Here is a 26,941-nt window from a genome sequence, read left to right on the forward strand (position 1 = left end):
GTCCACCACCGATACCAGCAGGTCCGGGCGCGTCTCGCCCGCGCGCCGGCCCAGGCAGACATCGCGCGTGATGGCCTCGTCGAGGCTGGCCGCGTGCAGGCTGTAGGCACCCGGCAGGTCCAGCACGCGCACCTGGCGACCCGCCGGCGAGACGAAATGGCCTTCCTTGCGCTCGACGGTGACGCCGGCGTAGTTGGCTACCTTCTGGCGGCTGCCGGTCAGGCGGTTGAACAACGCGGTCTTGCCGCAGTTGGGATTGCCCACCAGCGCCACGCGCAAGGCGGGACGCTGGGCGGCGGAAGTCGGAGAAGCGACGGACATATTCTTGGCAGGTGCCCGCTCAGGCAGCGGTGCGTTTGGCGGCGGGCGCGTCTGGCTGCGCGGCCGGCGTGATGCTGGAGACGGAAGCGCTCACCGCTTCCACGGCAATGCGCGCCGCTTCCGAGCGGCGCAGGGCAAAGCGGGTGAAGCCCACCTGTGCCACGAGGGGATCGATGCCGAACGGGCCCAGCGCGATGACCTGCACCGCTTCGCCGGGCACGAAGCCAAGCTCTCGCAGGCGGCGCGCTACGGGATCGTTGGGAGAGGTGTCATCGACAGAGACGATGACCGCGGCAGTGCGCCGCGGAAGTTCAGACAACCGCATGGGGCTTCCAGTCCGTAGGCGCGAGGCACGGCACGCGGTCGGCAAACTCACGCCAGGGTTGGTAAATGAAAATCGTTCCCATTGTAGCCGATTTGCCTTTGTACGTTTGGTTTTCGCCGTGCCCGTCGCGATCCCGGCATTGCCCTGCGGGGCTTCTGGCAGGCCGCTGCGCGAGGTGCGGCGGCAAAGGCGCAACAGCATATCCTGCCCGGGCATAGAATGCGAGTCGGCACATGGCCGCAGCGCGGCAGCGTCGCCGTCCGCCGGCCAATACGACGACATACAGACACGGAGTGAAGACCATGATCCTTGAAATCGCGCAATTCCAGATCAAAGCCGGCTCGGAGTCGGCATTCGAAGCGGCCGTCGCGCAGGCTGCGCCGTTGTTCAGGCGCGCGCGCGGCTGCCATGGCATGCGCCTGCTCCGCTCGATCGAGACCCCGTCGCGCTTCACGCTCGAAGTGAAGTGGGAGACGGTCGAAAACCATATGGTGGACTTCCGCGAATCGGATGACTTCAGCGAATGGCGCAAGCTGGTCGGCGAACACTTCGCCTCGGCGCCCGACGTGGGGCACGTGAGCATCGCGGTCGAGGGTTTCTGAGCGCGGAAGGTCCGCCGCGGCGGGGCTGCGGTTCCCGAAAGCCGCCTGAAAGCTCCCCCTCCCTGGCGGGGGGAAGGGAATAACGCAATTGCGTTATTGGTCCAGGGGGACGCAGGGGGTAAGCTGGAAACACGCTGAACACCCCGTTCCACGCGTATTTGACAATGCTACTTGCCGGTAAAGCAGGTGGCATTTTTCTTTTGTAGATCTGACAATAGCTTATAAATCAATGGGTTATGAGATAAATATGTAAGCGTGTTGGCATGTGCTGGATTTCATGTAAGCGCCTGTGTAAGAAGTGTGCTTTTGTGTGCGTACCCTTTTCTGCGCACCAATCCCTGCAACGGTGCTATGGCGAATCCTCAGGCTGTGAGGTACGGTGCACTCCGATTTCAACTGGAAACGGCACCGATGAACGTACTCTCATGGCCTTCGATAGCCTTCTATTGCGTCTTCGCAGTCTGCATCTTCTACCAGCAACTGCATCTACGGAATTTTCGCGGACGTAATCAAGTCTTTGGTTTCGTGCTGGGCCTGTCGGCTCTTGCCGGAACCCTCACGGGACTGGTCTATCTCGGCTATTACGGCTGGGCTGTCACTTGGTGGGCACCGTTCGTAATCTTCGCTATCGGATTGGCTGCCAGCTTCCCTGGTGTACTCGTTGAGCGGATGGTGGGCACTCTGCCGCTGAGCGTTGCAGCATTCATTGGCTGGCCCGTATCGACCTACTTCATGTTTCATTACATGCCTAGATAACAAGAAGCCGGGAGGCAGTGGCGCCAGTGAAAGCAGGCGCCGCAACTGAGTCGAAGTGTGCAGCTTGCGTGCTAAAGTGCATTTTCTAAGACTCGGACTGACTGGGAGGTCAGCGTGGCCGAAGACAAAAAAGACGGCGGTTCCGTAACTGAAATCGCAAAAGCAATCGGGCAGATTGTCGACAAAGTCCCAGTATATGAAGATGCACTTCAGCCAGCCGCGAAGGAATTAGGGAAGGGTTTGGCCGTTGTAGCCAAGGCCGTCAACGCCGCTCTCGCCCCGGTGGAGGGGCTGATATGGGGCGTCGACAAGATCAAGGATTTTGTCCGTGAGCGGGTTGCCAAGAAGCTTGAGAACGTGCCACCGGGGGAAATCCAGCAGCCCAAGCCGCACATCGCTGTCCCGGCTATTGAGGCCCTTCGCTATACCGGCGCCGAAGAATCGCTCTCCGATTTGTACGCGAATCTACTGGCGACGTCGATGGACAAAGCCACGGCATACCGAGCGCATCCGGGCTTTGTGGACATCATCAAGAACATGTGCCCGGACGAGGCAAAAGTCATGAAGTACCTTGTCACCGCTTGGGACTTCATTGCCATTGCGAGTATTCACAGCAACATTGAGAATGGCGGCGGTTATAACGTGCTGCACCGGAATGTGACGTCCCTCGCAACGCGTGCTCAATGCGAGCACCCGGGTTTGCTTTCGACATACCTCGATAATCTTGATCGCCTTGGGCTTATCAAAGTTGACTACGATCAGTTCTTGACTGACCCGAAGGCATACGAAGAAATTGAGAGCGCTGCTACTGTCCAAGAGATACTGCAACGCATATCCCAAACGCCAGGACGCAAGGGCGAGATCAAGAAAGGCATAGTGAAGATGACAGACCTTGGAAGTCAGTTTGGTCGAGCTTGCATTTTGGACAAGGAAGGACAGCCGAGGGACTGAAAATCTTGGAAATTCGCAAATGCGATTGTCGCGAGGCGGGGTCTGGTGGCCTTGCGAATTTGGTCTTGCCCGCCCCCCCGACGAATACTTTATTAAGTGCCGGTCGTGTTGGGTATTTAATCTTACAGGGCTACTGTAATGCCAGAGAATACGGTTGGTGTTAGTATTGAAAGTCTTTCTTTCAGTGGTGGGCAGGCCGTGCGATTTGGCAAGAACGATGTAATTATCATCGTTGGGCCCAATAACGCGGGTAAGAGTGCAACTCTGCGGGAAATGGTAGGCAGGCTGCAAAGCGTCGGCGGAATTCCGGCGGCCTATGTATTGACTGACATTACGGTTGGTAAGCCAGCGGATGAGCAGTCAGTGTGGGATTTTGTCCGGCAGGTGGGCAAGCCAATGCCGGGGACCCCGCCGGATCACTACTTTCGGGCGGGGCAGGGTGCCAATCCGTACACGGTGACTGAATTCTTCCGCAACCCCGGTTTTTCAGGGTTGTTTAACTGGTTTGTCGTCTATATTGACGCGAGTACGCGCCTGTCCCTTGCTCAGGCACAGCAGTCGATAGATTTTGGAGCGCAACAGCCGAATCACCCGATGCACTATCTCCATCAAGATAATGCTGCAATGGGTAAGCTTGCTCGCTGGTTCAAACGGGCGTTCGGTACGGAGATCGCTGTTGATCATTTTGCGGGACAAACAATTCCTCTTCACGTTGGGCCGAATGTTGTCCCACAGGAAGGCGAAAATGTTATGAACGATGATTATCGGCAACGGCTTCGCAACGCTCCCCGCCTCGATGTTCAAGGCGATGGAATGCGTGGATTCGTCGGGGTCTTGATGCACGTACTTTTGGGCCATCAGGCGATATCGCTAGTAGACGAGCCGGAGGCTTTTCTACATCCTCCGCAGGCCAGACAACTTGGGAAGCGAATCGCTGAGGAACACGCAGATGGGCAGGTCTTCATTGCGACACACAGTGCGGACTTTCTTAGGGGGGCGCTTGAGGCTAAGGATCGCCCGCTAAGAGTGCTGCGCCTTCGCAGGGTCGCTGACAAAAATCATGTGTCAGAACTCACTCCCGACAAAATCAGGGAAGTCTGGGGCGACCCGGCTCTCAGGTACTCGAACATCCTAGACGGTGCATTTCACGAGAAGGTGGTTATTTGTGAGGCCGAGGGAGATTGTCGTTTTTATGGCGCGATTGCAGATGCTCTGCGGGACGAGGACGAGCATCCCTATGCACGCGACATGATGTTTGTTCAGTCCGGCGGAAAGGGAGGGATTTCAAAGCTGGTCAGAGCACTAAAGAGCCTTGACGTGCCCGTGGCCGCAGTGGTTGATTTTGACGTACTGTGTACCCCTGCGCAGTTGTGGCCAATCGTGGAGGCGCTTGGCGGCGTCAAGGATACGTTTGAGGTTGACTATCGGGCTGTTAAGGCATCAATCGATGCGCTAGGGAAGACAACGCCAGAGGCGTTCCGAGACAAGGCTCTCGCGGTTCTCGGAGGGATAGATGTCGGGCAGGACGAGGTGCCACGAAAAATTCTTAGCGAGATGCAGAAGGTTCTCAAAGTCTCGGTGGGAAATGCGCGAGCAAAGGAAAGCGGAATTGGTGTTCTTTCGCGCGACGCAAAGCCGGCCGGTCAGCGTCTGCTCGATGCCCTTGCGGGATTGGGTTTGTTCGTTGTGCCCAACGGTGAGCTTGAATCGTTCGTTGTCGAGGAAAGCGAAGAAAAGAATGCTTGGGTTGCCGCTGTATTGGAGAAGCACGGAAACAACCTCAAGGCTGCGCCAGAGTTGGCGGAGGCGAGGCAGTTTGTATCCCGCTTCATCAGGGTTTGAGAATGGGACGGGGAGGGGGCATGCATCAACGAGAGAGGCTGTTGGAAGAGGTCGAGTTACTTCAGAATATTCTCGTGTCGCAGGCTACCAACGGGCCCGCGTATGAGGGCGATTACGGCGGCTTACGGGCTTCCCTACTTGAACGGACTGGGTACGCCCCTCTGATTCCGAAATTCGTAAGAACTTGCAGAGACTTGGCCCAATTCTGGCAGTTCATCAAGCACAAATTCCCCTCGTACGCGGAACGTCGGACGTATCTGTGGAATGAATTCCGACCTCTCATCGAAATGATCGAGCAATCGTCATCCGGGCCAGCCGATCATGTCGTAACAGCCGCAATTGAGAGGTTTGATGCCGACCACTTACAGGCGGCGTGGCGGAAAGCGTTAGAACGCAGGCAGACGGACCCGGCAGGGGCCATAACGATTGCTCGCACTCTGCTTGAGACAACATGCAAGCACATCTTGGATGAGGTGTCCGTAGATTACGGAGATTCACCGGAATTGCCGCACCTGTACCGCCTCACGTCCAAGGCGCTGAACCTCGCTCCCAGCCAACATACTGAGGACGTCTTCAAGCAGATTCTCGGCGGATGCCATTCCGTTGTAGAGGGGCTTGGTGCCCTTAGGAATAGGCTGAGCGATGCGCATGGCACGGGGAAACGAGCGGTCAAGCCGGCTCCACGGCATGCAGAACTTGCAGTCAATCTGTCTGGTGCACTCGCGCTCTACTTGCTGCAAACGTTCGAAGCACGAAATCCAAGCAATGACCTCAATTGAAACGTATCTTGTTGCACTGGCATTTGTTGCGCTCTGCGGCTTCCTTTGCGGACTCGTCTTGGGCTGCCTCAAATCTCAAGGCGATAGCTCTGGGTTTTCAGAGACTAGGAAGAGGCCGATCATCCTCAGCCTCCTTTGTATCCCCATCGCCATTGCGTACGGGGTTGCATGGGGACTGCTGCTCGACGGTCCTCACTTAATATGGGTGCCTGGAGTGTTGGCGTGGTTTCTTGCTTCCAAGGCAGGGCGACGGTTCTATGCGGACACCTACGCATCACCAAGACCATTTCTCCTTCCCACATTGGGCGTGTTCTTGATACCGGCGGCCTACCACTTGATACGACCATACGCGGTGTATTGAGCAAGCCTGTGCTGCTGTCGGAACGAAGGCAGGCAAGGGTGGGCGCGAATGAGTCTTCCCAAATTTTGGGCGGGTGGGGTGGCTTTTGGCAGAAGTGGAAAACGCTGTGGCGAATATATCTGCGAGGGCGGTGGGACCACTTAACCGCCACGGCGTAGGGGGGCCGCCATCAGCCAAAACTCTGAAATATACAAGGCCCACAGCCACGCCATCGTTGCCGGGAGTGCCGTGGGTAGGCTGGGCTGGGCTGATGCAGCTAGGGGGCTGTGGTGGCGTCGTAGAGGCCCCTCACTTGCTGGCCCAGTCCTGCATGGGAGCGGATGCAGCAACAGACAGCAGCATGTACCGTTTGACGGTGGCAGTGCTGATGCCGAACTCTTCTGCCGTGGCTGCAATGGATGCGCCATGCTCACGGCGCCATGCCACTACAGAGGCAGCGTCTGCGGCTCGTGCACGACCTTGGTACTTCTCAGGATTGGTACGCTTGGCAGTCTCGATACCGCGCCGTTGCATCTCACGACGGTTCAGGTAGTCGGCTTCGCCTTGGGCAGCCATGAAGGCGAGCACGGCGTCACGAGTGGCCTTAGCGATGGCGTCAGTAGCAGCGCCATCAAACACCATATTGTTAAGTGTGCACTCCACCCGTACACCATTAGCCATAAGGCGCTGCATGGTGGCATGTAGCTCATCGTAGCGGCGCGAGATACGGTCAACCCAGCGCACTACCAGAACGCCACCGTTCGACAGCTTGTCTTCGATCCGCTTCCACTCCGCACGATCCAAGGGAGCAACGTGATAACCAGACACACCCTCATCGATGTGCACGTGCTTGCGGTCTACACCGTGTTGCTTCGCGTCGTCGTACTGAGAGGCCGATGACTGGCCATCCGTGCTGGAGATACGTCCGTAGTAGAGTTTCATGCTGGCTCACCTAGCTCACTGGGTTAATGGCTCAATACTAGATGGTGGCTCACAGACTGTCAACCCTATTGAGCCAAGGAATATGGCTCTTTGTAGTGGCTCAGCAGGGCATACCGTGTGAGCCATGCCTGAGGGAGCAGCAGTGCCCGGCTAGGCTGTGGCAATGTACATGCGCAATGCCTGGCTTTGACAAATCGTAACCTATTGATTATTAAAGGTTTTTTACCTTCTTATGGCTGTTTTAGGCCATTTATCGATGGGTAATCAAGGATTGCGGGTGCACGTTGACGGTGCGATGAGGCTGGAATCGGCCTGTTTTGGCGGATATTGCCCGTAGAAGGCGCCTCAGATGCAACAGAGTTGCTTTAAGAAGATTGAACGCGCGAAGCGGTGTAACCAAATCTTCCTTCTGTCRCCTCTGTCGTGAAGAGATGCCCATCAATGGTGTAGCTGGTGGCGAAGCCATATCGAGCCAACGTGTGGAAGGACATGAACTTTCGGAAGTGTTCATCTCCGACGATGCACCAGAACACCTTTGCTCTGTCCAGGCGGCCCACTGTCTTCGCGTCTGGCGCCTTGTCAAAGATGAGCACTACACAGCCGCCAGCCTCGGCTAGCTGGTGCTGGACAGCACTGAACTTGGGGACACTGGCTGACCATGACGCTTCCAGCTTCTTTTTGTTGTAGTTGCGGCTGGTGATGAAACCTTTGGCACAGTCGGCTTCGAAACGAGACAAGGCCTTGTCAGCATTGGCCTTGTTCTTCAATCCGTTCATCAGGCCAGATTTCGACTCGATGTAGATACCGGTGGCGGGACATTGAAAGTCCGACATGGCTGCGAACTCAGCGCCATGGGCATCAGTGAATGTCTGCGGGTAGTAGGCATCGTGGGGAAGGATGCCGCGCGGCATCAGCACGTAGCTCATGCCCGCCTCGGCTGCACTACGGTGGATAGCGCCAGCGGCGCCGGGTGTATGTTTGAACATTGAAATTTCCTGTGTATGTCTGTAGCTCGGGGCAAGCCCAACTTCAGTGCTTTCGCACTTCGTAATTAATAGAGAGTCTGCGCAACATTGCATTAGCTGCATTAGCCGTGCGAATCGTCCGGAAACTCTTTTCCAGCAAGGGATTGCAGTTTTCTGTGCTTTGCATTAGTGGTGCATTAGCACTGCATTAGCGTTGCATTAGCGACTCGCAGGGTTCTGAAAGTCGGGGCACGCCACAGCTTGAATGTTGGCAATCTCTTCTTCCGTCAGCGGCGGGGCACGTTTCTTACCCTTCGGGATGGGCTGCCACAACGGCTGCTGCTTCTCGCCACAACCCGGCACGACGCGGCGGCTGTCCTCATAGTTCAGGGAACCCATGATCCCCTTGATCTTGTCTGGATCAGTGCTCTTGTGCCCGTTCTCTTGGAGATAGGTAACAAGTCCAACGTTATGCACCGTGAGGCCGGAAGACACGTACTCTGCAATCAAGGTATCGAGTTGCGGTGTGCTCAGTCCCGCCATCTGTGCGTGGGCTTCAGTCTTGACGGTGGAACCCGGCTTGAAGTCCGACAGGTCTTCCGACAGCAGCCAGTGGCGAAGCACTGCGGGAGTGTCGGGCAGTTCAAACCAATCATTGAACTCTTCGAAGAATGCCGCCGTATCTTCCGGGCTAACCCTATGCTCGTTGTACTCCGTGACATAGAAGCGCCTGTCGCCGGCAGGGAATCCCGGCAGAGGGCAGCGGGAGTTGGAGCACACCCACACCCTCGCAAACACTTCCCGCTGCACACGTTCCTGAACGCCTTTGATCTCGACTGAAGTCTCGGTCTTGGTGATATTGCTTTTCAAACGTTCGTAGGTGTCCTTCCTTCCTACATCGTCATCGACTACGACAAGCAGATTTTTGACGAAAACTTCCGAGAATGAAGAGAGTGCGGAGCCATACGTTCCATCGTAGACGTGGCGGCCACCAAGGGCGGCGCGGACGATGCGGAAGAGCGTGGACTTACCTGTGCCCTGCTCACCAGTGACGATGAGGCCATGCTGAGGGCGACGGCAGGGATTCTGCACAATGTCAGCCATCACCTGTGTGACGTGCTTTCTGTCTTGGTCAGTCATCAGAACGACTTGAAGGTATCGCCTCAGGATGTCGGGCATCTCGAATTTAGCGGGAAGCTCTGGCTTGAACGGCACGAAGGTGTTAGCCAACAGGACGCCGTGATACTGAAAAAAGCGTTGGCCTACAGGTCTGAAGGCTTTGCMGTAGATGCGCGGCAGGTGGGACAGAAGCCGGGTATCAAGCTGCTTCAGGAATCCGTGGTAGTCATCTGTCCGGACCCGAACGTTGTTAGCCCTAGCCCATGCTGTGAACTCCAGCTTGAAGGCTTCTACAGCGCCGGTCTCATTACTGGAAGTGTGGATTGCTTCGAAAGGGTATGAGGAAACTTTGATGCACCACGACTGTTCTACCAGAAAGTCGGCAAACAGCTTTGTAGCGTCCTTGGGATCAAGTAAGGTGATGGATTTGGATGGAGCGGCTGTGGCCGATGTGGCATCACTCGGAACGAGCGACAGAGAGGGTTGTGCTGTCATGTTTGTCCTTTTCGACTGTGCCATTGTTGGCAGTGGTAATGAGATTGCAGATGTACTGTGATGCTGAGATGCCTGAGTCCTTGGAGACGGCGTAAAGGTCATTCCATACCGATTCAGGCAGGTAGACATACGCACGGAGTAGTTCCAGGCCGCTAGCGGTGGTGATGCGCTGGTGGTTATGTTTTGTCATGGTCATGGGTCCGTAGAATGAGAAAGGGCCGCACCATGCGGCCCTCAGGTTGATTACTTGGCTTTAGCCTTGGTGGCTGGCAGGACCATATCTGCGGAGTAACAGCCCAAAACAAAGCTAGTGACGCTATGCGGATGGAGTTCATAACCTTGTCGCACACGATGTGCAAATTCCATCAAAAATTGGAAGTCATTGGCAGATACGATATTTACAGTCGCTGGTGTCGATTCTAGGAAAGCTTTCCTAGAATCTGTCTCAGCTTTCTCAGCAGCTTGCTGTTCGGCTCGTCGTGCTTGCTCAGCTTCCCATTGCTGGCGCTTAAAGTCATCGTACTCTGTATCGGTAAGCGTCCGTGGTCCGGTGGGTTCGGCACGCTTATGTTTGTCGCGCTCTTTGGCTTCAATGTCGCGGCAGTGCGCTACATAGTCGTCAATCTGAGATTGATGGGCCAGACGCTCGGCACGGGTGATGTAACGATCCGATGGCAGGTCTGAGGGCATTGTGGGTGTGTTCATTGTGCGATTCCTTGTTTGTAGACAACTTTCTTAATGGTTTTTGATTCGTTGGGCTGGGCAGCAGTGATTTTTTGAACCTGTGCCGTGAGCGAGTCGATACGCTCAGTCAATTTGCTAATCAACGTGCTGAGAGTAAGAAACTCTGTAGATGACAGTGATGTAGCTGTAGCTTGAGGTTTGCTGGTCGTGCTGGCGGGTGCAGCGTTCTTACGAAGATTTGGTTTCATTGGTTTTCCTTGTGTGATTCAACGCCAGATTGACGTTGTGAAATGAGAAACTGATAATAATCCTCGGTGAGGAGACGGAGAGCGGCGTCGTACCGTGCCCCTGCTTGAAGATGCGTTGCAACGTCAATCTGACGTCGAGCCCTGAGAGACTGATAATATTCTTCTATGAGAAACTTGCGGGTGGCGTCACTCTTTGCCTGTTCTTGTAGTTCCTTGAATGCATACGCCGCAGATGCAGGACTGTACGATGCAGGGACCATGTCCCGCCAATTTTGATATACGATTGTCATTAGTTTTTCCTTAGTATTTGAAATTAGTGAGCCTTAGAGAATTTGAAAACCCGGTTATGTCCTCCGGGACTGCACGAATACCCGCACAATAGGGCGGCCAGGACTAAACTGCCCATGTTGACGAATGCACCTAGCTCTTGTTCTAGTTCCCAGCGAATCTGGATTGACGATAAGTTGGTATCGATAGGGTTGCGACTGAGATACTCAGACAGGTCTTTGACACTCATATAGCCGACGATATTGTTAATGTCGCGTGGAATCATTGTTGTTTCCTTTAGGTAATAGGATGCCCAGCCGTAGCGATGGATTCGCACGGAGATGCATTTGAAATTGATGGAAGAGGTACTGCGGGAGCCGCGAATGCGGCAGAGGCTTAGAGCACGCGGCTAGGGGTGATGAGCACGTTCGCTTGGTCGCGCGTAATCATTCCGCAGAAGAACAGGCGCATCAAAGCCGCGTGTAACTTGCTGGGTTCGGTGTCAGAGTGCCTGAGTTTGAAAATGGATTTGCGCACAGCCGCCACAGTCCAAGGTTTGCCGTAGGGAGACAGCAAAGCCTTCTGGTTCAGGATATCTGCGATTTGCTGCTGGGACAGATTGCGGCTGATGCCTTCAATCAGGTTGAGTAGGATGGCTTGGTAGTAGGGCAGGCTGTGCTGCGTCCTAGGGTGATACTTGGGCGTGAGGTCCATGGGTGAGTCCTTTGTGATGTGCTTGCTGTGTCATGGTGTGTTCCGGTTGACATGCGGGCTGTGTTGACATAAGATTGTATCGGGGAAATCTTTACCTCGAATATATGCATATTGTATCACGTCCCTAGCAAAATTGCAATAGGTATGCAAGGGGTGCGAGCGAGAAAAAGGCTCACAATAATGACTTTATGAGCACTTTGTAATATTTGGTTACAATTTAGTTGGTGTGGCGCCCTTTACGGCTTCTTGCGAGACTGCAATACAAGTATGTCGTCCCCCGACCACCGCAAATGTCGCCCCATGTTGCGTATCGGCTGGATCGGTCCCGATTCATCTGAAGCCCACTTTCTGAGCGTCTGCTCTGCATACCCCAGCACCTCAGCGGCTTCCTTTGTCGTCAACAGCCTACCGGCTAGAAGCCGGGTCTTCTGTGTCGCTGGCGCTGGCGCTGGCTCTTCCTCTTCCTCTTCCTCTGGCGCTGTGGGCAACGATGTAAGCCAAGGTATGGCTGTGCCTGTCAGCATGCACAATTCCTGAGCGTTGCTGGCGAGCGTCTTAAGGACGCTGGCACGCTGTGGCTTTGATATCGGCACCTCCACGCGATCTGCACAAAGCAAGGTGACTGACTCAAGCACATTAGCGGCTGCGAATTCAATAGCGGTCGTGCCTGCCTTGCTTCGCACCATCGTGGCTGTAACGGCTAGCCTATTGTTCAGGTCGGCAGCGTCGCCGCCAAAGCGTCTGACTTGCTCTCTGTCGGCCTGTGCGCGGGGCAGGTGGTCAGTTGCGAAGTCTCGCAAGAATTCAATCTGAAACTGCTTCATGCTGCTGCATCCTGTGCAAACTTAATTCCTGCCTGTTCAAGCATCCACGCTTCAATCTTGGCATGGTGCATGCGCAAGAGGTCGATGGAGCGTTGCTTGTAGTGCTTCTCCGCTACTGCGCTGGGCTTGTGTCCCATGATCTGTGCCACTACGCCGACAGGGATCGTGTCCAGCCATTCGCTGAGCGTGGCAAACGAGCGGCGCAAACCGTGCAGTGTAATGTGTGGAAGACCTGCCGCCTGTAGGGCGAGGTTATGGGGGATAGTGGGGTTCACGAGTGGCCCACCCTTGCTGTACGGACTGGCAAACACGTAATCGTCTTTGGGGGGCAGTGCCTCCAGTAGCGTAGCTAGGTAGGGCGTGAGCGGGATCGTGCGCTCTCCGCTGGCGTCTTCCGTGTCGTATAGCCTCATGGTCTTCCACTGGAAATCCACGTCCGACCATTTCAATAACACCATCTCGTTACGGCGTGCACCTGTCAGGAGAAGCGCCTGAAGGAAGGCGCTCATGACGGGGCTAGCCTGTCGGACATGAGCGAACCACAAAGCCAATTGATCCTTCTGTAGCGAATCGTTCTTTCTGGCGCGTGCTGGTGGCACTACGTCTTTCACGTTGTCGGCTTGGCAGCAATCAGGCTGTATGGCGTTCCGGTACTGGGGCTGTTTAGCGCACCAGTTCACGAAGGCTCGGAACTTGCGGAATCCGTTCTGTGCTGCTGTGGATCGTGTGGCTGATTCTTGTCGCAGCCAGTCGGCTACAACGTCGGCTGTGATGTCATGTAGCGGCAGGCACAGGAGCGGTGCCAAGGGGCCGGGGCGTGACAACGCTTTCCTACTCTTGAGAACTTCCCCGCCTTCTTGGGCAGCCTCTGCGTGTGCCTTGCGGTGAATCTCTCCCCACTTGGGGTGAGGCGCTGCAAGGTAGGCGTTCCAGGCTTCCCGGGCGAGCAGCTTTAGGGCGGCTTTCTCGTCGGCTTCGGCCTTGGCTTGTTGCTTCGTTTCGGCGGCTACGATGCGCGGGTCTATGCCCTTGTCAACCATCACCTTGAGTTCATTGGCTCTGGCTCGTGCGTCTGGAATCTTCCATGCATCGGGCGAGCCGATAGTTACGCGAATGTCTTTGCCGTGCAGCTTGGCTTGGAATATGTATGCCTTGGCCCCGTTGCGAGTGGCACGCAGTGCAAGCCAGCGGCAGCCTTCGTCCCACAAGAAAGATTGAGTCTTGCCAGCCTCGCACTCATAGGCGGCGATGCGCGATGCCGTGAAGTTGATTCGTGCCATGTAAGCACCTGTGTAAGCAAAATTAGAGTATATAAAGCCACTTCGATCTACTCTAGGTCGATGTGATGCCTCTGCAAGCCATTGAATTTACACAGAATGCTACGTCAATCTACGTCAATCTACGTCGATACTACTTGCCGGTAAAGCAGGTGGCATTTTTCTTTTCGGCCGCTGGTTTGGGTGACTGGCCGCCGGCGCGGCACGGTTCAGCCCGTGCGCACCAACGCAAGGAACCGTTCCCTGGCCGGATCCTCCACCGCCCCCTTCCAGACGCAGAACACCTCCGACGGCACCGCGGCCTGCGCCAGCGGCAGGAATACCGCGCCCGCCATTGCCGAGCGCTGCAGCGCGGCCGGCACCAGGGCCACGCCCGTGCCTTGCGACACCAGCGACACCACTGACAGCCAGTGACGCACCTCGTGCCGGATCTGGGGATAAAAGCCCTGCGCCGCGCACATCTCGAAGATGCGGTTGTAGTAGTCAGGCGAGGCATTGCGCGAGAACAGCACGAACGGCTCGCCCCGCAGCGCGCCCAGTGCCACGCTGGCCTGCCCGGCCAGCGGATGGTCCGACGGCACGCAGCACAGGAACGGTTCGCTGTGGACCAGCGCCGTGGCCAGTTCGTCGGGCACGCGGCTGGTGTGGATAAAGCCGGCGTCGAGCCGGTCGTGCAGCAGGGCCTCGATCTGCTCCTGTGAGTTGAGTTCGGTCAGCGTCACCTGGATGCCGGGATAGCTGGCCTGGAACTCCCGCAGGCGCTGCGGCAGGCCGCGGTACAGCATCGAGCCGACGAAGCCGATGCGCAAGCGGCCGATGGCGCCGGCTTCGATCTCGCGCGCCTGCTGGCGGGCGTCCTCGGCCTGGGCCAGCAGCGCGCCGGCCGATTCGCGAAAGGCGCGGCCGGCCGCCGTCAGGCGCACGCCGCGGCTGTCGCGCTCGAACAGGCGCGCGCCGATCGAGGCCTCCAGCTGCTGGATATTGAGCGACAGCGGCGGCTGCGAGATCGACAGGCGGCGGGCGGCGCGGCCAAAGTGCAGTTCTTCGGCGAGCACGAGGAAGTAGCGCAGGTGACGGAATTCCATGGCGATATAAAAAATATATGGACCAAGCCAATTTTAGAATTAGACACGAATCGCTGCACTTTGAATAATGGAGACATGCAATCCGTCCCGCACCAGCGCGCCGCGGATCGCGGCGGGAAGCGCGAAGCCAGGGCGCTCCGCCCCGCAAGGCCATGAAGGGCCTTGAAAAGCACAAATACAAGCACCAAGAGACAGCAAGCACCAGACACCGCATCACCGCATCACCGCCCAGCCGCCCGCTGCCCACGCGGCCCGGCGCCGCCGGCGCGTGCCGGCAAACACAGGAGATACCTCATGCAGACCAGCGCTGCGCGCCACCCCGCCGCTTCCTCCGCTTCCTCCGCTTCCTCCGCCACGGACAACCCGCCGGCCGCCACCCCGGCCCACCCCGTGCCCGACCAGCAGGGCGTGAACCTGTTCACCAGCGACCCGGACCTGCGCGCGCTGCTGCCGCTGTACCTGCCGGCCGACCTGTTCGCCCACCTGCTGCCCCATCTGGAGCGCCTGGGCGGCATGGCCGGCGGCGTGCTGGATACGCTGGCCCACACCGCCGACCACAACAAGCCCACCCTCTCGCACCGCACCCGCACCGGGCTGGATGCGCAAACCATCGACAAGCACCCGGCCTACGTGGAGCTGGAGCGCGTGGCGTTCTCCGAGTTCGGCCTGGCGGCGGCCTCCCACCGCGGCGGCGTGCTCGGCTGGGACAAGCCGATGCCGGCCGCGGCCAAGTACGCGCTGACCTACCTGTTCGTGCAGGCCGAGTTCGGCCTGTGCTGCCCGCTGTCGATGACCGATTCGCTCACGCGCACGCTGCGCAAGTTCGGCGACCCGGCCGTGGTCGAGCGCTACCTGCCCAACCTGACCACCCAGGTCTTCGAGGACCTGTACCAGGGCGCCATGTTCATGACCGAGCAGGGCGCCGGCTCCGACGTGGCCGCCACCACTACGCGCGCCGTGCGCGACGCGCTCGCCGAGGGCGGCTGGCGCCTGTCGGGCGACAAGTGGTTCTGCTCCAATCCGGACGCCGCGCTGGCGATGGTGCTGGCACGCGTGGAAGACGAGAACGGCCAGGCAGCGCCCGGCATCAAGGGCGTGTCGCTGTTCTTGCTGCCGCGCACGCTGGCCGATGGCAGCACCAACCACTACCGCATCATCCGCCTGAAGGACAAGCTGGGCACGCGCTCCATGGCCAGCGGCGAGATCCGCCTGGAAGGCGCGCATGCCTACCTGGTGGGCGAGCTCGGCCGCGGCTTCGTGCAGATGGCCGACATGATCAACAACTCGCGCCTGTCCAACGGCGTGCGCGCCGCCGGCCTGATGCGCCGCGCGCTGTCCGAAGGCCAGTTCATCGCCCGCGAGCGCCGCGCCTTCGGCAAGCGCCTGGCCGACATGCCGCTGATGCGCCGCCAGCTGCTCAAGCTCGCGCTGCCCACCGAGCAGGCCCGCACCATGGTGTTCCAGACCGCCGAGGCCCTGCGCCGCGCCGACGCTGGCGAGGCCGATGCCTACCCGCTGATGCGCGTGCTCACGCCGCTGATCAAGTTCCGCGCCTGCCGCGACGCGCGCAAGGTCACCGGCGACGCCATGGAGATCCGCGGCGGTTGCGGCTATATCGAAGAATGGAGCGACCCGCGCCTGGTGCGCGACGCGCACCTCGGCTCGATCTGGGAAGGCACCAGCAATATCGTCGCGCTGGACGTACTGCGCGCGATCCGCCGCGAGGGCGCGCTGCCGGTGCTGCAGGCCCACCTGGAAGGGCTGCTGCGCGACACCCCGCTGCATCCCGCCGCGCGGGCCGCCTTCACCGCCGCGATCGCCCGCGCCACGGCGCTGGCCGCGCGTGCCGCCGATGCCGGCGCCGACGGCGACGTACTGGCGCGCCAGGCCGCCTCCGGCCTTTACCACGTGACCAGCGCGGTCGCGATGGCATGGGAGGCCGGCCGCATCGGCTCCGAGCGGCGCATGCGCCTGGCGCAGCTGGTGCTGGTGCACCGCGTGCTGCCGCAGGACCCGCTGGCCGGCGATGCCGAGCCGGACTGGCTGGCCGATACCGTGGCGCCGCCGGCCGATGGCGCCGTGCGAGCCGCCGGCGCGGTAGACCAGGTCAACCTGTTCTGACCGCGGGAGCGGACCGCACGAAGGCATTGTTGCTTTACCCCACTCCCGCTCTCCCGCTCGCGGGCGCGGGGCCGGGGGAGGGGGCAGGCAGTCGCATGCCGCCTTCGCCCGGCAAACGAACCGCAGTACCGACAAGCCCTCGCGGCACCGCCAGCCGGCGCCGCGCATTCCGCCAGGGCGCCGCTTGCCCGGTGGAAGATGATCGACATCAGGAGACCACCATGACCCTCTGGCAACGCCTTGCCGCTGTCGCCGCGTGCACCCTCTGCGTGGGCATCGCCCCCGCCCTGGCGCAGAAAGACTATCCCTCCAAGCCGATCATGATGATCGTGACCTACCCGCCCGGCGGTCCCACCGACGTGATGGCGCGCACGCTGGCGGCCGCGCTCAAGACCAGCCTCGGCCAGACCGTGGTGGTGGAGAACCGCGCCGGCGCCGGCGGCAATATCGGCGCCGAAGCGGTGGCGCGCGCCGAGCCGGACGGCTACACGCTGATGTTCGGCACCTCCGCCCCGCTGGCCATCAATGTCAGCCTCTATCGCAAGATCAACTACGACCCGGTCAAGAGCTTCGCGCCGGTGATCCAGATCGGGCAACTGCCCAATGTGCTGGTGGTGAGCCCCTCCGTGCYCGCCAAGACCGTCGGCGAGCTGATCGCCTACGGCAAGGCGCACCCGGGCCAGCTGACCTATGCGTCCTCCGGCAACGGCGCGTCCTCGCACCTGGCGGGCGTGCTGTTCAACAACCTGGCCGGCACCGATTTCCGCCATATCCCGTACAAGGGCACCGGTCCCGCGCTCAACGACCTGCTCGGCGGCCAGGTCAGCATGACCTTCACCGATGTGCTGACCGCGCTGCCCTTCATCAAGGGCGGCAAGGTGCGCGTGCTCGGCGTGACCACCAAGGGCCGCTCGCAGGCCTTGCCCGACGTGCCCACCGTGGCCGAGCAGGGCGTGCCCGGCTTCGACGTCTCGGTGTTCTTCGGCGTGGTGGCGCCGGCCGGCACGCCGCCCGCAGTCATCGCCAGGCTCAATCAGGCCTTCGCCGATGCGCTCAAGCAGCCCGAGGTGCGCAAGACCTTGCAGGCGCAAGGCCTGGAGTTCGCGCCGTCGACCACGCCCGAGCAGCTGGGCGGCTTCGTCAAGGCGGAGGTCACCAAGTGGCGCGCCGTGGTGCAGAAATCGGGCGCGCAGCTCGACTGACGCATGCGGCGCGCGGCGCGGCTTCTTGTGCCAGGCAAGCGCCCGGCCAGGCCGCGCATCCGCCCCGCGATGCTGCCGATGGCCGATCATCGCGCAGCATTACGGCGGCACCGCGTGCCACCCGGTCAAGGAAGGGCTAATCGGCGGTAGTATCGACCTCCACCGCGCGCTGCCTTCTGCAGCGCGGCCCGCTTCCCTTCCTCTCGTATTCGCAACGCCATGAACGATCTCGACACCGCCACGTACGTCAACGAATTCGCCGGCGAGCCGCCCGGCACGCTGTTTGGCCTGACCATGCCGATGGCGCGCGTGTTCGGCCTGCGCGGCGTACAGATCGACGCGCGCGAGGCGCGCGTGAGCATGGCCTACCATCCCGACCACACCAACAGCCGCGGCGAAGTCCACGGCGGCGCCATCGCCACGCTGCTCGACTGCGCGCTGTCCTGCGCCGCGCGCGGCCACGACCCGCGCAGCTTCGGCGTGGTCACCATCGACCTGACCGTGCACTTCACCGCGCCTGGCCGCGGCGAGCTGACCGGCATCGCCTGGTGCGAACGGCGCGGACGCGCCATGTGCTTCGCGCGCGGCGAGATCCGCGACGAGAAGGGCGAGCTGCTGGCGCTGGCCACCGGCACCTTCAAGCTGGTGGAGCGCGTGCCCGCCAGGTAACCGGATAGCCGAGCGCAGCCTCGCCGCGCCGGCGAGGCCAATCCCCAAGATCACTCCCGCAACGAACGGAGCCCCCTCATGAGCCAACTCCCTGCATCGCCCGGCGCACTCGCCGGCATCCGCGTGGTCGACCTCTCGCGCATCCTGGGCGGTCCGTTCTGCGGACAGATCCTCGGCGACCACGGTGCCGATGTCCTCAAGATCGAGCCGCCCCAGGGCGACGACACCCGCACCTGGGGCCCCCCGTTCAAGGACGGCGTGGCCTCGTACTACTTCGGCCTGAACCGCAACAAGCGCGTGATGCGGCTCGATCTCACCACCGAGGCCGACCGCGAAGTGCTGCTGGCCCTGCTGGCCGATGCCGACGTGCTGGTGGAGAACTTCAAGACCGGCACGCTGGAGAAATGGGGCCTGGGCTTCGATGCGCTCTCCGCGCGCTTCCCGCGCCTGGTGCATTGCCGCGTGTCCGGCTTCGGCGCCGACGGCCCGCTGGGCGGGCTGCCCGGCTACGACGCCGCCATCCAGGCCATGGCCGGCATCATGAGCATCAACGGCGAAGCCGGCGGCGATCCGCTGCGGGTGGGGTTGCCGGTGGTGGACATGGTCACCGGCCTCAACGCCACGCTCGGCGTGTTGCTGGCGCTGCAGGAGCGCGAGCGCAGCGGCCGCGGCCAGTTTGTCGAGGCGGCACTGTATGACTCGGGTTTGTCGCTGCTGCACCCGCATGCGGCCAACTGGTTCATGAACGGCAAGGAACCGGCACGCACCGGCAACGCGCACCCGAACATCTATCCGTACGACACCGTCGCCACGGCCACCGACCCGATCTTCCTGGCCGTGGGCAACGACCGCCAGTTCCGCATCCTGTGCGAGCACCTCGGCATCGCCGGATATGCCGACGATGAGCGCTTCGCCACCGCGGGCGCACGCTCGGTCAACCGCGCCGTGCTGAAGGTGGAGCTGGAAGCGCGCATGGGCAAGCTGGACGGCAAGATCCTGGCCGATACGCTGGTGGCCGCCGGCGTGCCGTGCGCGCCGGTGCTGTCGGTGGCGGATGCGCTGCAGCATCCGCACACCGCGCACCGCGAGATGGTGGTGGAGATGCCGGGTGGCTACAAGGGGCTGGGCGCCCCCGTGAAGCTTAGCCGTACGCCGGCGACGTATCGGTTTGCGCCGCTGGCCGAAGGGGATCGGTTTTTGCCGCTGGTGGCGGCGAATGATGGGGAATAAGGTTTTTTTGGAGTTGGGGATTTATTACCTTCAAGGTCAAAGGCCTTGAAGGGTTAAAGCCTTGACTTCAAAGTCGAAATATTAAAGTCAAAGCCTTTGACTTTGACTTTGATTTAAAGAATTTGAATTTGACTTTGAAATCAATAATTAAAATATATTAACTACGGCACCATCCCCGTCAAAACATAAGCCTGCAGCATTGTGATGACCCCCACGATCACCGCGAACAGCAGGCTGTGCTTGACCGTGAAGCGGAACAACTCCGACTCCTTGCCCACCAGCCCGGTCGCCGCGCAGGCCACCGCGATCGATTGCGGCGAGATCATCTTGCCGGTCACGCCGCCCGTGGTGTTGGCCGCCACCAGCAGCGTGTCGGACACGCCGATCTGGTGCGCGGTGGTGCTCTGCAAGGAGCAGAACAGCGCGTTGGACGAGGTATCCGAACCGGTCAGGAACACCCCCAGCCAGCCCAGGAAGGGCGAGAAGAACGGGAAGGCGCCGCCGGTGCCGGCCAGCAGCAACGCCAGCGTCGACGACATGCCCGAATAGTTGGCGACGAAGGCAAAGGCCAGCACCAGCCCGATCGACAGGATCGGGCGGCGCAATTCCGCCACGGTCTCGCCGAAGGTGACCAGCGCATCGCGCGGCTTCATGCGCAGCAGCACTGCCGAGATCAGCGCGGTCAGCAGGATGGCGGTGCCCACGGCGGAGAGCAGGTCGAGCTTCAGCACGGCCTCGTAGGCCTTGGGCTGCGCCACGATGGGCGCGGCCTTGATGACCAGCTGGTCCAGCGCGGGTACCTTGAACTTCAGCACCGTTGCGGCCAGTACGCCGTTGCCGGCGAACAGCGCCTTGAACGACGGCAGGCTCCACACCGTGACGATGGCCGTCAGGATGCCGAACGGCGCCCACGCGCGGATGGTCTGCGCCGTGCTGTAGGGCGATGCGCGGCGTTCGTCGCCGGCGCTCTTGCGCAAGCCCCCGCCCGCGGCCAGTCCGCCACCCATGCGGGCCAGCGCGGCAGTGCCGCCGCCTGCCGCCACGGCGCCGGCGGCGCGCTGRCTGGCGCTGCGCGGCTGCCATACCTTCAGGAACAGCGTCAGCGAGACCAGGCTCACCAGTGCCGAGGTGATGTCCGGCAGTTCGGGCCCGATGTGGTTGGAGGTGAAGTACTGCGTCACCGAGAAGCTGGCGCCGGTCACCAGGGCCGCCGGCCAGGTTTCCTTCACGCCGCGCTTGCCGTCCATGATGAAGACCAGCCAGAACGGCACGGCCAGCGACAGCAGCGGCAGCTGCCGGCCCGCCATGGCGCCGATGTGCATGGCGTCGATGCCGGTCACCTGGCCCGCTACGATGATGGGGATGCCCATGGCGCCGAAGGCCACCGGCGCGGTATTGGCGATCAGGCACAGGCCCGCCGCGTAGAGCGGGTTGAAGCCAAGCCCGACCAGCAGCGCGGCGGTGATCGCCACCGGCGCGCCGAAGCCCGCCGCGCCTTCCAGGAAGGCGCCGAAGGCAAAGCCGATCAGCAGCATCTGCAGGCGCTGGTCATCGGTGATGGCCAGCACGGAGGCGCGGATGATGTCGAACTGCCCGGTCTTCACCACGATCTTGTAGAGGAACACCGCGGTCACGATGATCCACGCGATCGGCCACAGTCCGTAGGCAAAGCCGAAGCCGGCCGAGGCCAGCGCCTGCGGCACCGGCATGCCGTAGGCGAACACGGCCACGCCCAGCGCCAGCGCCAGCGTGATGGCGGCGGCCATATGGCCCTTCATGCGCAGCACCGCGAGCGCGAGGAAAAAGAACAGGATGGGCAGCGCCGCCGCGAGCGCCGACAGCCACAAGCTGCCTAGCGGCGTATAGATCTGGGTCCAGGGTTGCATGGTCGGGTCTCCTCCGATGGATGCGTTTGAATGAACTGGGAAGGGGGCGCCTTCTTGCGTGCTTATGTGCTTGCGTTCTTGTGGTCTTGCGTGCCGGGGGAACTGCCTTGTCGCCCGTGGCTTGCTCCCCTTTTCCACGCAGCGGGAAAGGGGGGCTACCGCGCCCGCGATCGGCGGACGCGTATTACTCCGCCTGCCCCCGCTCGCGCAGCAGGTCGGACAGGCTGCGCGGCGCCGGCGTCAGCGGCGCGCGGTGCCTGGTCCAGCCGAGCTGGCGCGAGGGTGCGAAGGCGCGCAGGCGCGTCGCCGCCCAGCGGAACACGCGGTAGGTCAGCGGATGCGCGAAGGCGCCGCTCCAGAAACGCCACACCAGGTGTTCGCTGCGGCTGAACTTCGCGCCCTGGCCGCGCAGCGGATGCGCGACTTGCTCTTGCGGGTCGCGGTTGGCCTCGGTACGCAGGCGGATCAGCAACTGCGGGATCGGGATGCGCACCGGGCACACCTCGCCGCAGGCGCCGCACAGGCTCGACGCGGTGGCCAGGTCCGCGGTGGCCTCGAGCCCCAGCAAGTGCGGCGAGATGATCTTGCCGATCGGTCCCGGGTAAGTGGTGCCGTAGGCGTGGCCGCCGATGCGCGTGTACACCGGGCAGTGGTTCATGCACGCGCCGCAGCGGATGCATTGCAGCGTGGCGCGCAGCTGCTCGTCGGCATAGGCCTGGCTGCGGCCGTTGTCGAGCAGCACCAGGTGCACCTCGCGCGGGCCGTCGCGCTCGCCGCGGCTTTCGTTGCGCGGGCCCGAGATCAGGTTGAAGTAGGTGGTGATGGCCTGGCCGGTGGCCGAGCGCGTCAGCAGGCTGGCCAGCGGCACGATGTGCTCGAGCCTGGCCACCACCTTTTCCATGCCCATGATGGCGATATGCACGTCCGGCACGGTGGTGGAAAGGCGGCCGTTGCCCTCGTTTTCCACCAGCCACAGCGTGCCGGTGTCGGCCGCGGCGAAGTTCACGCCGGACAGGCCGATGTCGGCATTGACGAATTCCTGGCGTAGCGCGCGCCGTCCGGTCTGGATCAGTTCGTCGACGTCTTCGGTATAGGGCGTGCCGGGAATATGCTGCTCGAACAGCGCGGCGATGTCGCCGCGCGTCTTGTGGATGGCCGGCATCACGATATGCGACGGCTTTTCGCCGGCCAGCTGCACGATGTACTCGCCCATGTCGGACTCGATGCAGTCGATGCCGCGCTCGGCCAGGTAATGGTTCAGCTCCATTTCCTCGCTGGCCATCGACTTGCCCTTGATCACGCGGCGCGCGCGGTGTGCCTGCGCGATGCCGTGGACGATGGCGTTGGCCTGCTCCGCGGTCTCGGCCCAGTGCACCTGCACGCCGGCCGCGGTGAGCTTGTCTTCGAGCTGCACCAGCAGGTCCGGCAGGCGCGCCAGCGCGTGCTGGCGGATCGCCTCGCCGAGGTCGCGCAGGCGCTCGAGTTCGTCGCCGTCGGGGAACTGCACGGCGCGCTTGGACTGYAGGAAGTCCATGGCGCCGCGGAAGCTGCTGCGCAGCTTGGGGTCGTCCAGCGCGGCGCGCGTGCGCGCCTTGAAGTCGGCCGCCGGCACGAAATGCAGGGGGCTGGCGGCGTTGCGCGGGGTGGGCGAGGTGGGCGTGGCAGGCGTGCTCATTGCGTGGCTCCGTTGGCAGCGCCGCGCGTCACGATGATCACCCACAGCTCGCGCGGGCCGTGCGCGCCGTAGGCCAGCGTTTGCTGGATGTCCGAGGTCTTGGACGGGCCGGACACCAGCACCAGGTTGGTCGGCATGCCGTCGCGCCAGCGCTCGGCGCGCGCGGCGGCGTGCAGGTCCGCGTGCAGCGTATCGGCGTACACCAGCGCCACATGCAGCGGCGGCACCAGCGAGACCRTGCGCGGCGTGTGCGCGTCCGGCGCCAGGATCAGCGTGCCGGTGGCGGCGATGCCGGAGCGCGCCACGGTAAAGCCCGCGTCCACGGTATCGAACAATTCCGCCTTCCAGGCTTCGATGGGGCGGTCGTAGGCCAGCGTGGACACGCTGCCGGGCAGCGCGCGCGCCAGCGCCGCGCCTTGCGCGCCGGCGGGATCCAGCAGCAGCCGGCGCACGCCGGCGGCGGCGAGCTTGTCGGCGAGCTGCGCGGGCCAGTCTTCGCTACCGGCGCACCAGACCTGCGCGTGGGAGGCGGTCAGCGCCGCCTGCATGGCCTGCACGTGGTCCCGGGCGGTGGCCTGCGCCGCCGCGCGGCGGTCGTCGAAGTGCGCATCGATGCGCGCGTCCAGCGTGGCGACGTCGTCGGCAGGGGCAGCCGGCGCGGCTGCCCGCAGGCGGCCCAGCATGCGCTCGCGTGAAGTCAGCGCGCTCATGCTTGTCCCCCGTTGCCGTCGGCCTTGCCGCCGGTGCGCCGCCACAAGAAACTGGCCAGGTGCTCTACCGGCAGCGGCGCGCCCTGGTGGCGCGCCGCGTGGCCGATATTGAGCAGGCAGCCGCAGTCGGCGGAAACCAGGCGGTCGCAACCGGTGGCGCAGGCCGAGGCGATCTTGTCCTGCACCATGGCGCCGGAGATATCGGGATGCTTGAGCGAGAAAGTGCCACCGAAGCCGCAGCACTCGGATTCGCGCACATGCTCGACGCGCGTGACGCCGGGCAGGGCGTCGACCAGGGCCACGCCATGCTGGCGCGTACCCATTTCTCGACGTGCCGCGCATGAGGTATGCAGCACCACGGTTTCCTCCGCTTGCGCGGGCGCGGCGGTGTCGAAGCTGACCTTGAGCACGTGCAGCAGGAACTCGCTCAGCTCGTAGACGCGCTCGGCCAGCTCGCGCGCCTTGGGCCCGGCCACCGGGTCGTCGGCGAACAGCTGGGGCCAGTGGTGGCGCATCATGCCCGCGCACGAGCCCGACGGCACGACCACCGGCCAGGGCTGGGCGAACAGGTCGAGCTGCGCCAGCGCCACCTTGCGCGCCTGCTCCGGGTTGCCGCTGCTGTAGGCCGGCTGGCCGCAGCAGCTCTGGCCGCGCGGGAAGTGCACGGTCAGGCCTTCGCGCTCGAGCAGCCGCACCGCGTCCAGGCCGGCTTGCGGCACGAACAGGTCGACCAGGCAGGTGGCGAACAGGTAGGCCTGCGCCGGGGCAGGGGGGTAGCGCCTTGGATTCATGTCTCGCTCCGTGGGGACGGATACCTGGCTGTCAGGTCCGCCGGTGTTTGGCGCATAATTCCGCGAGACGCTCGGCAGTTCAAATTGGTTGGACCAGCCAGGCGGGGATGGCGACGGAGCGGGCAATGGCTGGGGGCATGCAGACACGCGGGCGCGTGGAACAGGTGATGCGCAAACTGGAAACGGCGCTGCTCGACGGCACCTGGCCGGCCGGCACGAGGCTGCCGGCCGAACGGGCGCTGGCGGAGCAATATGGCGTGGCCCGCAATACCATCCGCGAGGCGATCCAGCGGCTGGCCGCGCGCGGGCTGCTGCAGAGCCGGCAGGGCGCAGGCGTGTTCGTCACCGAGCAGCTGCGCGCGGGCATTGCCTCGCCGTGGCGCCAGCTGGTGGCGGACCACCCGGTGCTGCGCGACGATATCCTGGAGTTCCGCCGCGTGCTGGAAGGGGCCACCGCGTATTTCGCCGCGATGCGCGCCGACAGCGGTGACCTCAAGCGCATCCGCGGCCTGCTGCGCGCGCTCGAAACCTCGCGCGAGCAGGACGACAAGACCGCCGAGGCCGAAGCCGACGCCAAGCTGCACGAGGCCATTGCCCAGGCCTCGCACAACACCATGTTCCTGCACCTGCACACCAGCGTGATCGGCATGCTGCGCGAGCACATCACCATCAACGGCACCGGCCTGCGCGTCCAGGCCGAGGACGCCTCGGCGCTACTGCTGCTGCAGCACCGCACGCTGTGCGAGGCCATCCTCGCGCGGCGCCCCGAAGAGGCGCGCACGGCCATGCAGACACATATCGATTTCGTGCGCAGCCGGGTGGAGCAGGAGGGCGGGATGGACGAACAGGAGGGGAACTAAGTGAGGGGCGCCGGGCGCCAGGCACCCGGATTGGTCCTACCTCCCCCGCCTCAGATCAGCCCCTTGGCCGCCAGCTCCCGCTTGAGATAGGCATAGAAGATCGGCCCGGCGACCACGCCGGCGATACCGTAGACCGATTCCATCAGCAGCATCACGGTCAGCAGTTCCCATGCGGCGGCGTTGATGCGCGCGCCGATGATGCGCGCATTGAGGAAGTACTCGAGCTTGTGGATCACCACCAGGTAGACCAGCGAGGCGATCGCGATCGGCAGCGAGATCGACAGCGACGCCACCACGATGCCCGCGTTCGAGATCAGGTTGCCCAGCACCGGCAGCAGCCCCACCAGGAAGGTCAGCGCCACCAGCGTCTTGGTCAGCGGCAGGTGCACGCCACACAGCGGCAGCACCACCAGCAGGTAGACCGCGGTGAGCACGGTGTTGATCAGCGAGATCTGTATCTGGGCAAAGATGAACTGCGCGAAGGCCCGCTGCAGGTTGCGCGCGCGCTCCACCAGCGCGGTGGCCAGTGGCCGGCGGTTTGGCTTGGCGATGGCGCGGTACAGCGCCACCATGGCGCCGATCACCAGGCCGATCAGGATATGCGCCAGCGTGCGCAGCACCTCCGCGCCGAACTTCTGCGCCATCTGTGCATGCTCGCGCAGCCAGGCAATCAGCGTGTTGGCCAGTTCATCCACGCCGCGCGGCAGGGCATCGTTGACCCAGCCCGGCAGCTGCGCACGCGATTGGTCGATGATGTCGGCGGCGCGGATCAGCAAGGTATCGAGCCGGTTGGCGTCGCCGCCGACGAAGCGTATCAGCGCCCATCCGCCGAGCGTCAGTCCAAGCAGCGTGACGGCGGACAGGATCGCCACCGCCAGCGCGTCGTGCTTCTGGTGCAGGCCTACCAGCCTGGGGGCCAGCACGTCCACCAGCGAATACAGCAACAGCCCGGCGAGCAGCGCCGCGACCAGGTTGGCCTGCATCACCATCCAGAGCGCCAGGGCGCTCAGGACATAGGCGACCGTGCCAACGTTCAGCCACGCTGCTTCAGGCAGGCGGGGCAGGCGTGGCGGATCGGGTTGGTTCATCGAGTCTCCTGCATGGACGGCCGGGCCGCGCGATCCGGGCGGCCGGCCATCTGTGGATGGTACGGCGCTCGATTGTCGGTCCGGCGGGCGGCCAAGGCAAGCGCGCTCGCGCGCGGGAGGCAAACTGGTCCGCTTCCGATGCGGATCGGCAGGGCCGGCGGGCGAGAGCCGGT

27 protein-coding genes are annotated in these 26,941 nt (G+C 62.4%); 10 read left to right on the plus strand and 17 right to left on the minus strand.

All coding sequences use genetic code 11. The annotated features are described in order from the left end of the window. Together AC1DO7_RS00005 and AC1DO7_RS00010 are read right to left on the minus strand one after the other, a co-directional pair. The coding region (locus AC1DO7_RS00005) for a FeoB small GTPase domain-containing protein (RefSeq protein WP_477115640.1) at positions 1-321 on the minus strand (321 nt) is incomplete at its 3' end. A 19-nt stretch (positions 322-340) separates the two neighbouring features. Next, complete coding sequence (locus AC1DO7_RS00010) at positions 341-646, minus strand: FeoA family protein (protein WP_441617196.1); 306 nt, start codon at positions 644-646, stop codon at positions 341-343. Positions 647-948: 302 nt separating this feature from the next. Between AC1DO7_RS00010 and AC1DO7_RS00015 the strand changes: the two genes are divergently transcribed. The 5 genes from AC1DO7_RS00015 to AC1DO7_RS00035 all read left to right on the plus strand — a co-directional run bounded on the left by AC1DO7_RS00015 (position 949) and on the right by AC1DO7_RS00035 (position 5,576). Then, positions 949-1,248, plus strand: a complete 300-nt coding sequence (locus AC1DO7_RS00015) for an antibiotic biosynthesis monooxygenase family protein (RefSeq protein ID WP_441617198.1) — start codon at positions 949-951, stop codon at positions 1,246-1,248. Between the two features lie 411 nt (positions 1,249-1,659). Further along, complete coding sequence (locus AC1DO7_RS00020; RefSeq protein ID WP_441650318.1) at positions 1,660-2,004, plus strand: hypothetical protein; 345 nt, start codon at positions 1,660-1,662, stop codon at positions 2,002-2,004. A 114-nt stretch (positions 2,005-2,118) separates the two neighbouring features. Then, positions 2,119-2,955, plus strand: a complete 837-nt coding sequence (locus AC1DO7_RS00025) for a DUF4393 domain-containing protein (RefSeq protein ID WP_441650317.1) — start codon at positions 2,119-2,121, stop codon at positions 2,953-2,955. Positions 2,956-3,093: 138 nt separating this feature from the next. Continuing rightward, positions 3,094-4,797, plus strand: coding sequence for an ATP-dependent nuclease (locus AC1DO7_RS00030; RefSeq protein ID WP_441650316.1), 1,704 nt, complete (start codon positions 3,094-3,096; stop codon positions 4,795-4,797). A 194-nt stretch (positions 4,798-4,991) separates the two neighbouring features. Beyond that, positions 4,992-5,576 (plus strand): abortive infection family protein, encoded by a 585-nt coding sequence (locus tag AC1DO7_RS00035; RefSeq protein WP_441650315.1) that lies wholly within the window; start codon positions 4,992-4,994, stop codon positions 5,574-5,576. Between the two features lie 649 nt (positions 5,577-6,225). Here AC1DO7_RS00035 and AC1DO7_RS00040 read toward each other — a convergent pair. From AC1DO7_RS00040 to AC1DO7_RS00085, 10 genes are all read right to left on the minus strand, one after another. Next, on the minus strand, positions 6,226-6,858 hold the full coding sequence (locus tag AC1DO7_RS00040) for a recombinase family protein (RefSeq protein ID WP_477115641.1): 633 nt from the start codon (positions 6,856-6,858) through the stop codon (positions 6,226-6,228). 365 nt (positions 6,859-7,223) lie between these two features. Next, a complete protein-coding gene (locus tag AC1DO7_RS00045) occupies positions 7,224-7,844 on the minus strand; it encodes a hypothetical protein (protein ID WP_477115642.1) in 621 nt (206 codons plus the stop codon). A gap of 198 nt (positions 7,845-8,042) precedes the next feature. Beyond that, entirely contained in the window at positions 8,043-9,437 is a 1,395-nt protein-coding gene (locus AC1DO7_RS00050; RefSeq protein WP_477115643.1) for a primase-helicase family protein, read from the minus strand. 243 nt (positions 9,438-9,680) lie between these two features. After that, positions 9,681-10,142, minus strand: a complete 462-nt coding sequence (locus AC1DO7_RS00055; RefSeq protein ID WP_477115644.1) for a hypothetical protein — start codon at positions 10,140-10,142, stop codon at positions 9,681-9,683. Further along, positions 10,139-10,369, minus strand: coding sequence for a hypothetical protein (locus AC1DO7_RS00060; protein ID WP_477115645.1), 231 nt, complete (start codon positions 10,367-10,369; stop codon positions 10,139-10,141). Before AC1DO7_RS00060 ends, AC1DO7_RS00055 begins: the two co-directional genes overlap by 4 nt. Then, positions 10,366-10,659, minus strand: a complete 294-nt coding sequence (locus tag AC1DO7_RS00065) for a hypothetical protein (protein ID WP_477115646.1) — start codon at positions 10,657-10,659, stop codon at positions 10,366-10,368. Before AC1DO7_RS00065 ends, AC1DO7_RS00060 begins: the two co-directional genes overlap by 4 nt. Positions 10,660-11,032: 373 nt before the next feature. Next, complete coding sequence (locus AC1DO7_RS00070; RefSeq protein WP_477115647.1) at positions 11,033-11,350, minus strand: hypothetical protein; 318 nt, start codon at positions 11,348-11,350, stop codon at positions 11,033-11,035. Positions 11,351-11,586: 236 nt separating this feature from the next. Further along, positions 11,587-12,174: a helix-turn-helix domain-containing protein gene (locus AC1DO7_RS00075; protein ID WP_477115648.1), complete on the minus strand. Its 588-nt coding sequence runs from the start codon at positions 12,172-12,174 to the stop codon at positions 11,587-11,589. Beyond that, positions 12,171-13,454 carry a tyrosine-type recombinase/integrase gene (locus AC1DO7_RS00080; protein ID WP_477115649.1) on the minus strand — a complete coding sequence of 428 codons (1,284 nt, stop codon included), beginning with the start codon at positions 13,452-13,454 and terminating at the stop codon, positions 12,171-12,173. Before AC1DO7_RS00080 ends, AC1DO7_RS00075 begins: the two co-directional genes overlap by 4 nt. A 206-nt stretch (positions 13,455-13,660) precedes the next feature. Further along, a complete protein-coding gene (locus tag AC1DO7_RS00085) occupies positions 13,661-14,536 on the minus strand; it encodes a LysR family transcriptional regulator (RefSeq protein ID WP_441617200.1) in 876 nt (291 codons plus the stop codon). Between the two features lie 294 nt (positions 14,537-14,830). On the opposite strand from AC1DO7_RS00085, the gene AC1DO7_RS00090 reads away from it, so the two are divergent. From AC1DO7_RS00090 to AC1DO7_RS00105, 4 genes are all read left to right on the plus strand, one after another. Then, a complete protein-coding gene (locus AC1DO7_RS00090; RefSeq protein WP_441650312.1) occupies positions 14,831-16,657 on the plus strand; it encodes an acyl-CoA dehydrogenase family protein in 1,827 nt (608 codons plus the stop codon). Between the two features lie 221 nt (positions 16,658-16,878). Then, the gene (locus AC1DO7_RS00095) at positions 16,879-17,859 is read left to right on the plus strand and encodes a Bug family tripartite tricarboxylate transporter substrate binding protein (RefSeq protein WP_477115650.1); all 981 of its coding nucleotides are present in this window, start codon (positions 16,879-16,881) and stop codon (positions 17,857-17,859) included. A gap of 219 nt (positions 17,860-18,078) precedes the next feature. After that, the gene (locus AC1DO7_RS00100; protein WP_441617206.1) at positions 18,079-18,528 is read left to right on the plus strand and encodes a PaaI family thioesterase; all 450 of its coding nucleotides are present in this window, start codon (positions 18,079-18,081) and stop codon (positions 18,526-18,528) included. Positions 18,529-18,606: 78 nt separating this feature from the next. Beyond that, positions 18,607-19,758, plus strand: coding sequence for a CaiB/BaiF CoA transferase family protein (locus tag AC1DO7_RS00105; protein ID WP_441617208.1), 1,152 nt, complete (start codon positions 18,607-18,609; stop codon positions 19,756-19,758). A 161-nt stretch (positions 19,759-19,919) separates the two neighbouring features. Here AC1DO7_RS00105 and AC1DO7_RS00110 read toward each other — a convergent pair whose 3' ends face one another. The 4 genes from AC1DO7_RS00110 to AC1DO7_RS00125 form a co-directional block, all read right to left on the minus strand. Beyond that, the gene (locus AC1DO7_RS00110) at positions 19,920-21,644 is read right to left on the minus strand and encodes a lactate permease LctP family transporter (protein ID WP_441650311.1); all 1,725 of its coding nucleotides are present in this window, start codon (positions 21,642-21,644) and stop codon (positions 19,920-19,922) included. A 184-nt stretch (positions 21,645-21,828) separates the two neighbouring features. After that, complete coding sequence (locus AC1DO7_RS00115; RefSeq protein ID WP_441650310.1) at positions 21,829-23,319, minus strand: LutB/LldF family L-lactate oxidation iron-sulfur protein; 1,491 nt, start codon at positions 23,317-23,319, stop codon at positions 21,829-21,831. Further along, positions 23,316-24,029, minus strand: coding sequence for a LutC/YkgG family protein (locus AC1DO7_RS00120; RefSeq protein WP_477115651.1), 714 nt, complete (start codon positions 24,027-24,029; stop codon positions 23,316-23,318). The genes AC1DO7_RS00115 and AC1DO7_RS00120 overlap by 4 nt, the downstream gene beginning before the upstream one ends. After that, entirely contained in the window at positions 24,026-24,820 is a 795-nt protein-coding gene (locus AC1DO7_RS00125) for a (Fe-S)-binding protein (protein WP_441650309.1), read from the minus strand. The genes AC1DO7_RS00120 and AC1DO7_RS00125 overlap by 4 nt, the downstream gene beginning before the upstream one ends. Positions 24,821-24,987: 167 nt before the next feature. On the opposite strand from AC1DO7_RS00125, the gene AC1DO7_RS00130 reads away from it, so the two are divergent. Then, the gene (locus AC1DO7_RS00130; RefSeq protein ID WP_441650308.1) at positions 24,988-25,680 is read left to right on the plus strand and encodes a FadR/GntR family transcriptional regulator; all 693 of its coding nucleotides are present in this window, start codon (positions 24,988-24,990) and stop codon (positions 25,678-25,680) included. Positions 25,681-25,730: 50 nt separating this feature from the next. Here AC1DO7_RS00130 and AC1DO7_RS00135 read toward each other — a convergent pair whose 3' ends face one another. Next, positions 25,731-26,768: an AI-2E family transporter gene (locus AC1DO7_RS00135; protein WP_441650307.1), complete on the minus strand. Its 1,038-nt coding sequence runs from the start codon at positions 26,766-26,768 to the stop codon at positions 25,731-25,733. Positions 26,769-26,941 lie beyond the last annotated feature (173 nt).

It is taken from the genome of Cupriavidus sp. 05N40 (genome assembly GCF_056397305.1).

Excerpts from the sequence above, each read along its gene's own strand:
- AC1DO7_RS00090 (WP_441650312.1), top strand. The coding sequence starts at position 14,831 with ATGCAGACCAGCGCTGCGCGCCACCCCGCCGCTTCCTCCGCTTCCTCC.
- AC1DO7_RS00055 (WP_477115644.1), bottom strand. The coding sequence starts at position 10,142 with ATGAACACACCCACAATGCCCTCAGACCTGCCATCGGATCGTTACATC.
- AC1DO7_RS00040 (WP_477115641.1), bottom strand. The coding sequence starts at position 6,858 with ATGAAACTCTACTACGGACGTATCTCCAGCACGGATGGCCAGTCATCG.
- AC1DO7_RS00075 (WP_477115648.1), bottom strand. The coding sequence starts at position 12,174 with ATGAAGCAGTTTCAGATTGAATTCTTGCGAGACTTCGCAACTGACCAC.
- AC1DO7_RS00030 (WP_441650316.1), top strand. The coding sequence starts at position 3,094 with ATGCCAGAGAATACGGTTGGTGTTAGTATTGAAAGTCTTTCTTTCAGT.
- AC1DO7_RS00100 (WP_441617206.1), top strand. The coding sequence starts at position 18,079 with ATGAACGATCTCGACACCGCCACGTACGTCAACGAATTCGCCGGCGAG.
- AC1DO7_RS00130 (WP_441650308.1), top strand. The coding sequence starts at position 24,988 with ATGCGCAAACTGGAAACGGCGCTGCTCGACGGCACCTGGCCGGCCGGC.
- AC1DO7_RS00065 (WP_477115646.1), bottom strand. The coding sequence starts at position 10,659 with ATGACAATCGTATATCAAAATTGGCGGGACATGGTCCCTGCATCGTAC.
- AC1DO7_RS00060 (WP_477115645.1), bottom strand. The coding sequence starts at position 10,369 with ATGAAACCAAATCTTCGTAAGAACGCTGCACCCGCCAGCACGACCAGC.
- AC1DO7_RS00020 (WP_441650318.1), top strand. The coding sequence starts at position 1,660 with ATGAACGTACTCTCATGGCCTTCGATAGCCTTCTATTGCGTCTTCGCA.
- AC1DO7_RS00135 (WP_441650307.1), bottom strand. The coding sequence starts at position 26,768 with ATGAACCAACCCGATCCGCCACGCCTGCCCCGCCTGCCTGAAGCAGCG.
- AC1DO7_RS00085 (WP_441617200.1), bottom strand. The coding sequence starts at position 14,536 with ATGGAATTCCGTCACCTGCGCTACTTCCTCGTGCTCGCCGAAGAACTG.
- AC1DO7_RS00080 (WP_477115649.1), bottom strand. The coding sequence starts at position 13,454 with ATGGCACGAATCAACTTCACGGCATCGCGCATCGCCGCCTATGAGTGC.
- AC1DO7_RS00010 (WP_441617196.1), bottom strand. The coding sequence starts at position 646 with ATGCGGTTGTCTGAACTTCCGCGGCGCACTGCCGCGGTCATCGTCTCT.
- AC1DO7_RS00105 (WP_441617208.1), top strand. The coding sequence starts at position 18,607 with ATGAGCCAACTCCCTGCATCGCCCGGCGCACTCGCCGGCATCCGCGTG.
- AC1DO7_RS00125 (WP_441650309.1), bottom strand. The coding sequence starts at position 24,820 with ATGAATCCAAGGCGCTACCCCCCTGCCCCGGCGCAGGCCTACCTGTTC.
- AC1DO7_RS00070 (WP_477115647.1), bottom strand. The coding sequence starts at position 11,350 with ATGGACCTCACGCCCAAGTATCACCCTAGGACGCAGCACAGCCTGCCC.
- AC1DO7_RS00015 (WP_441617198.1), top strand. The coding sequence starts at position 949 with ATGATCCTTGAAATCGCGCAATTCCAGATCAAAGCCGGCTCGGAGTCG.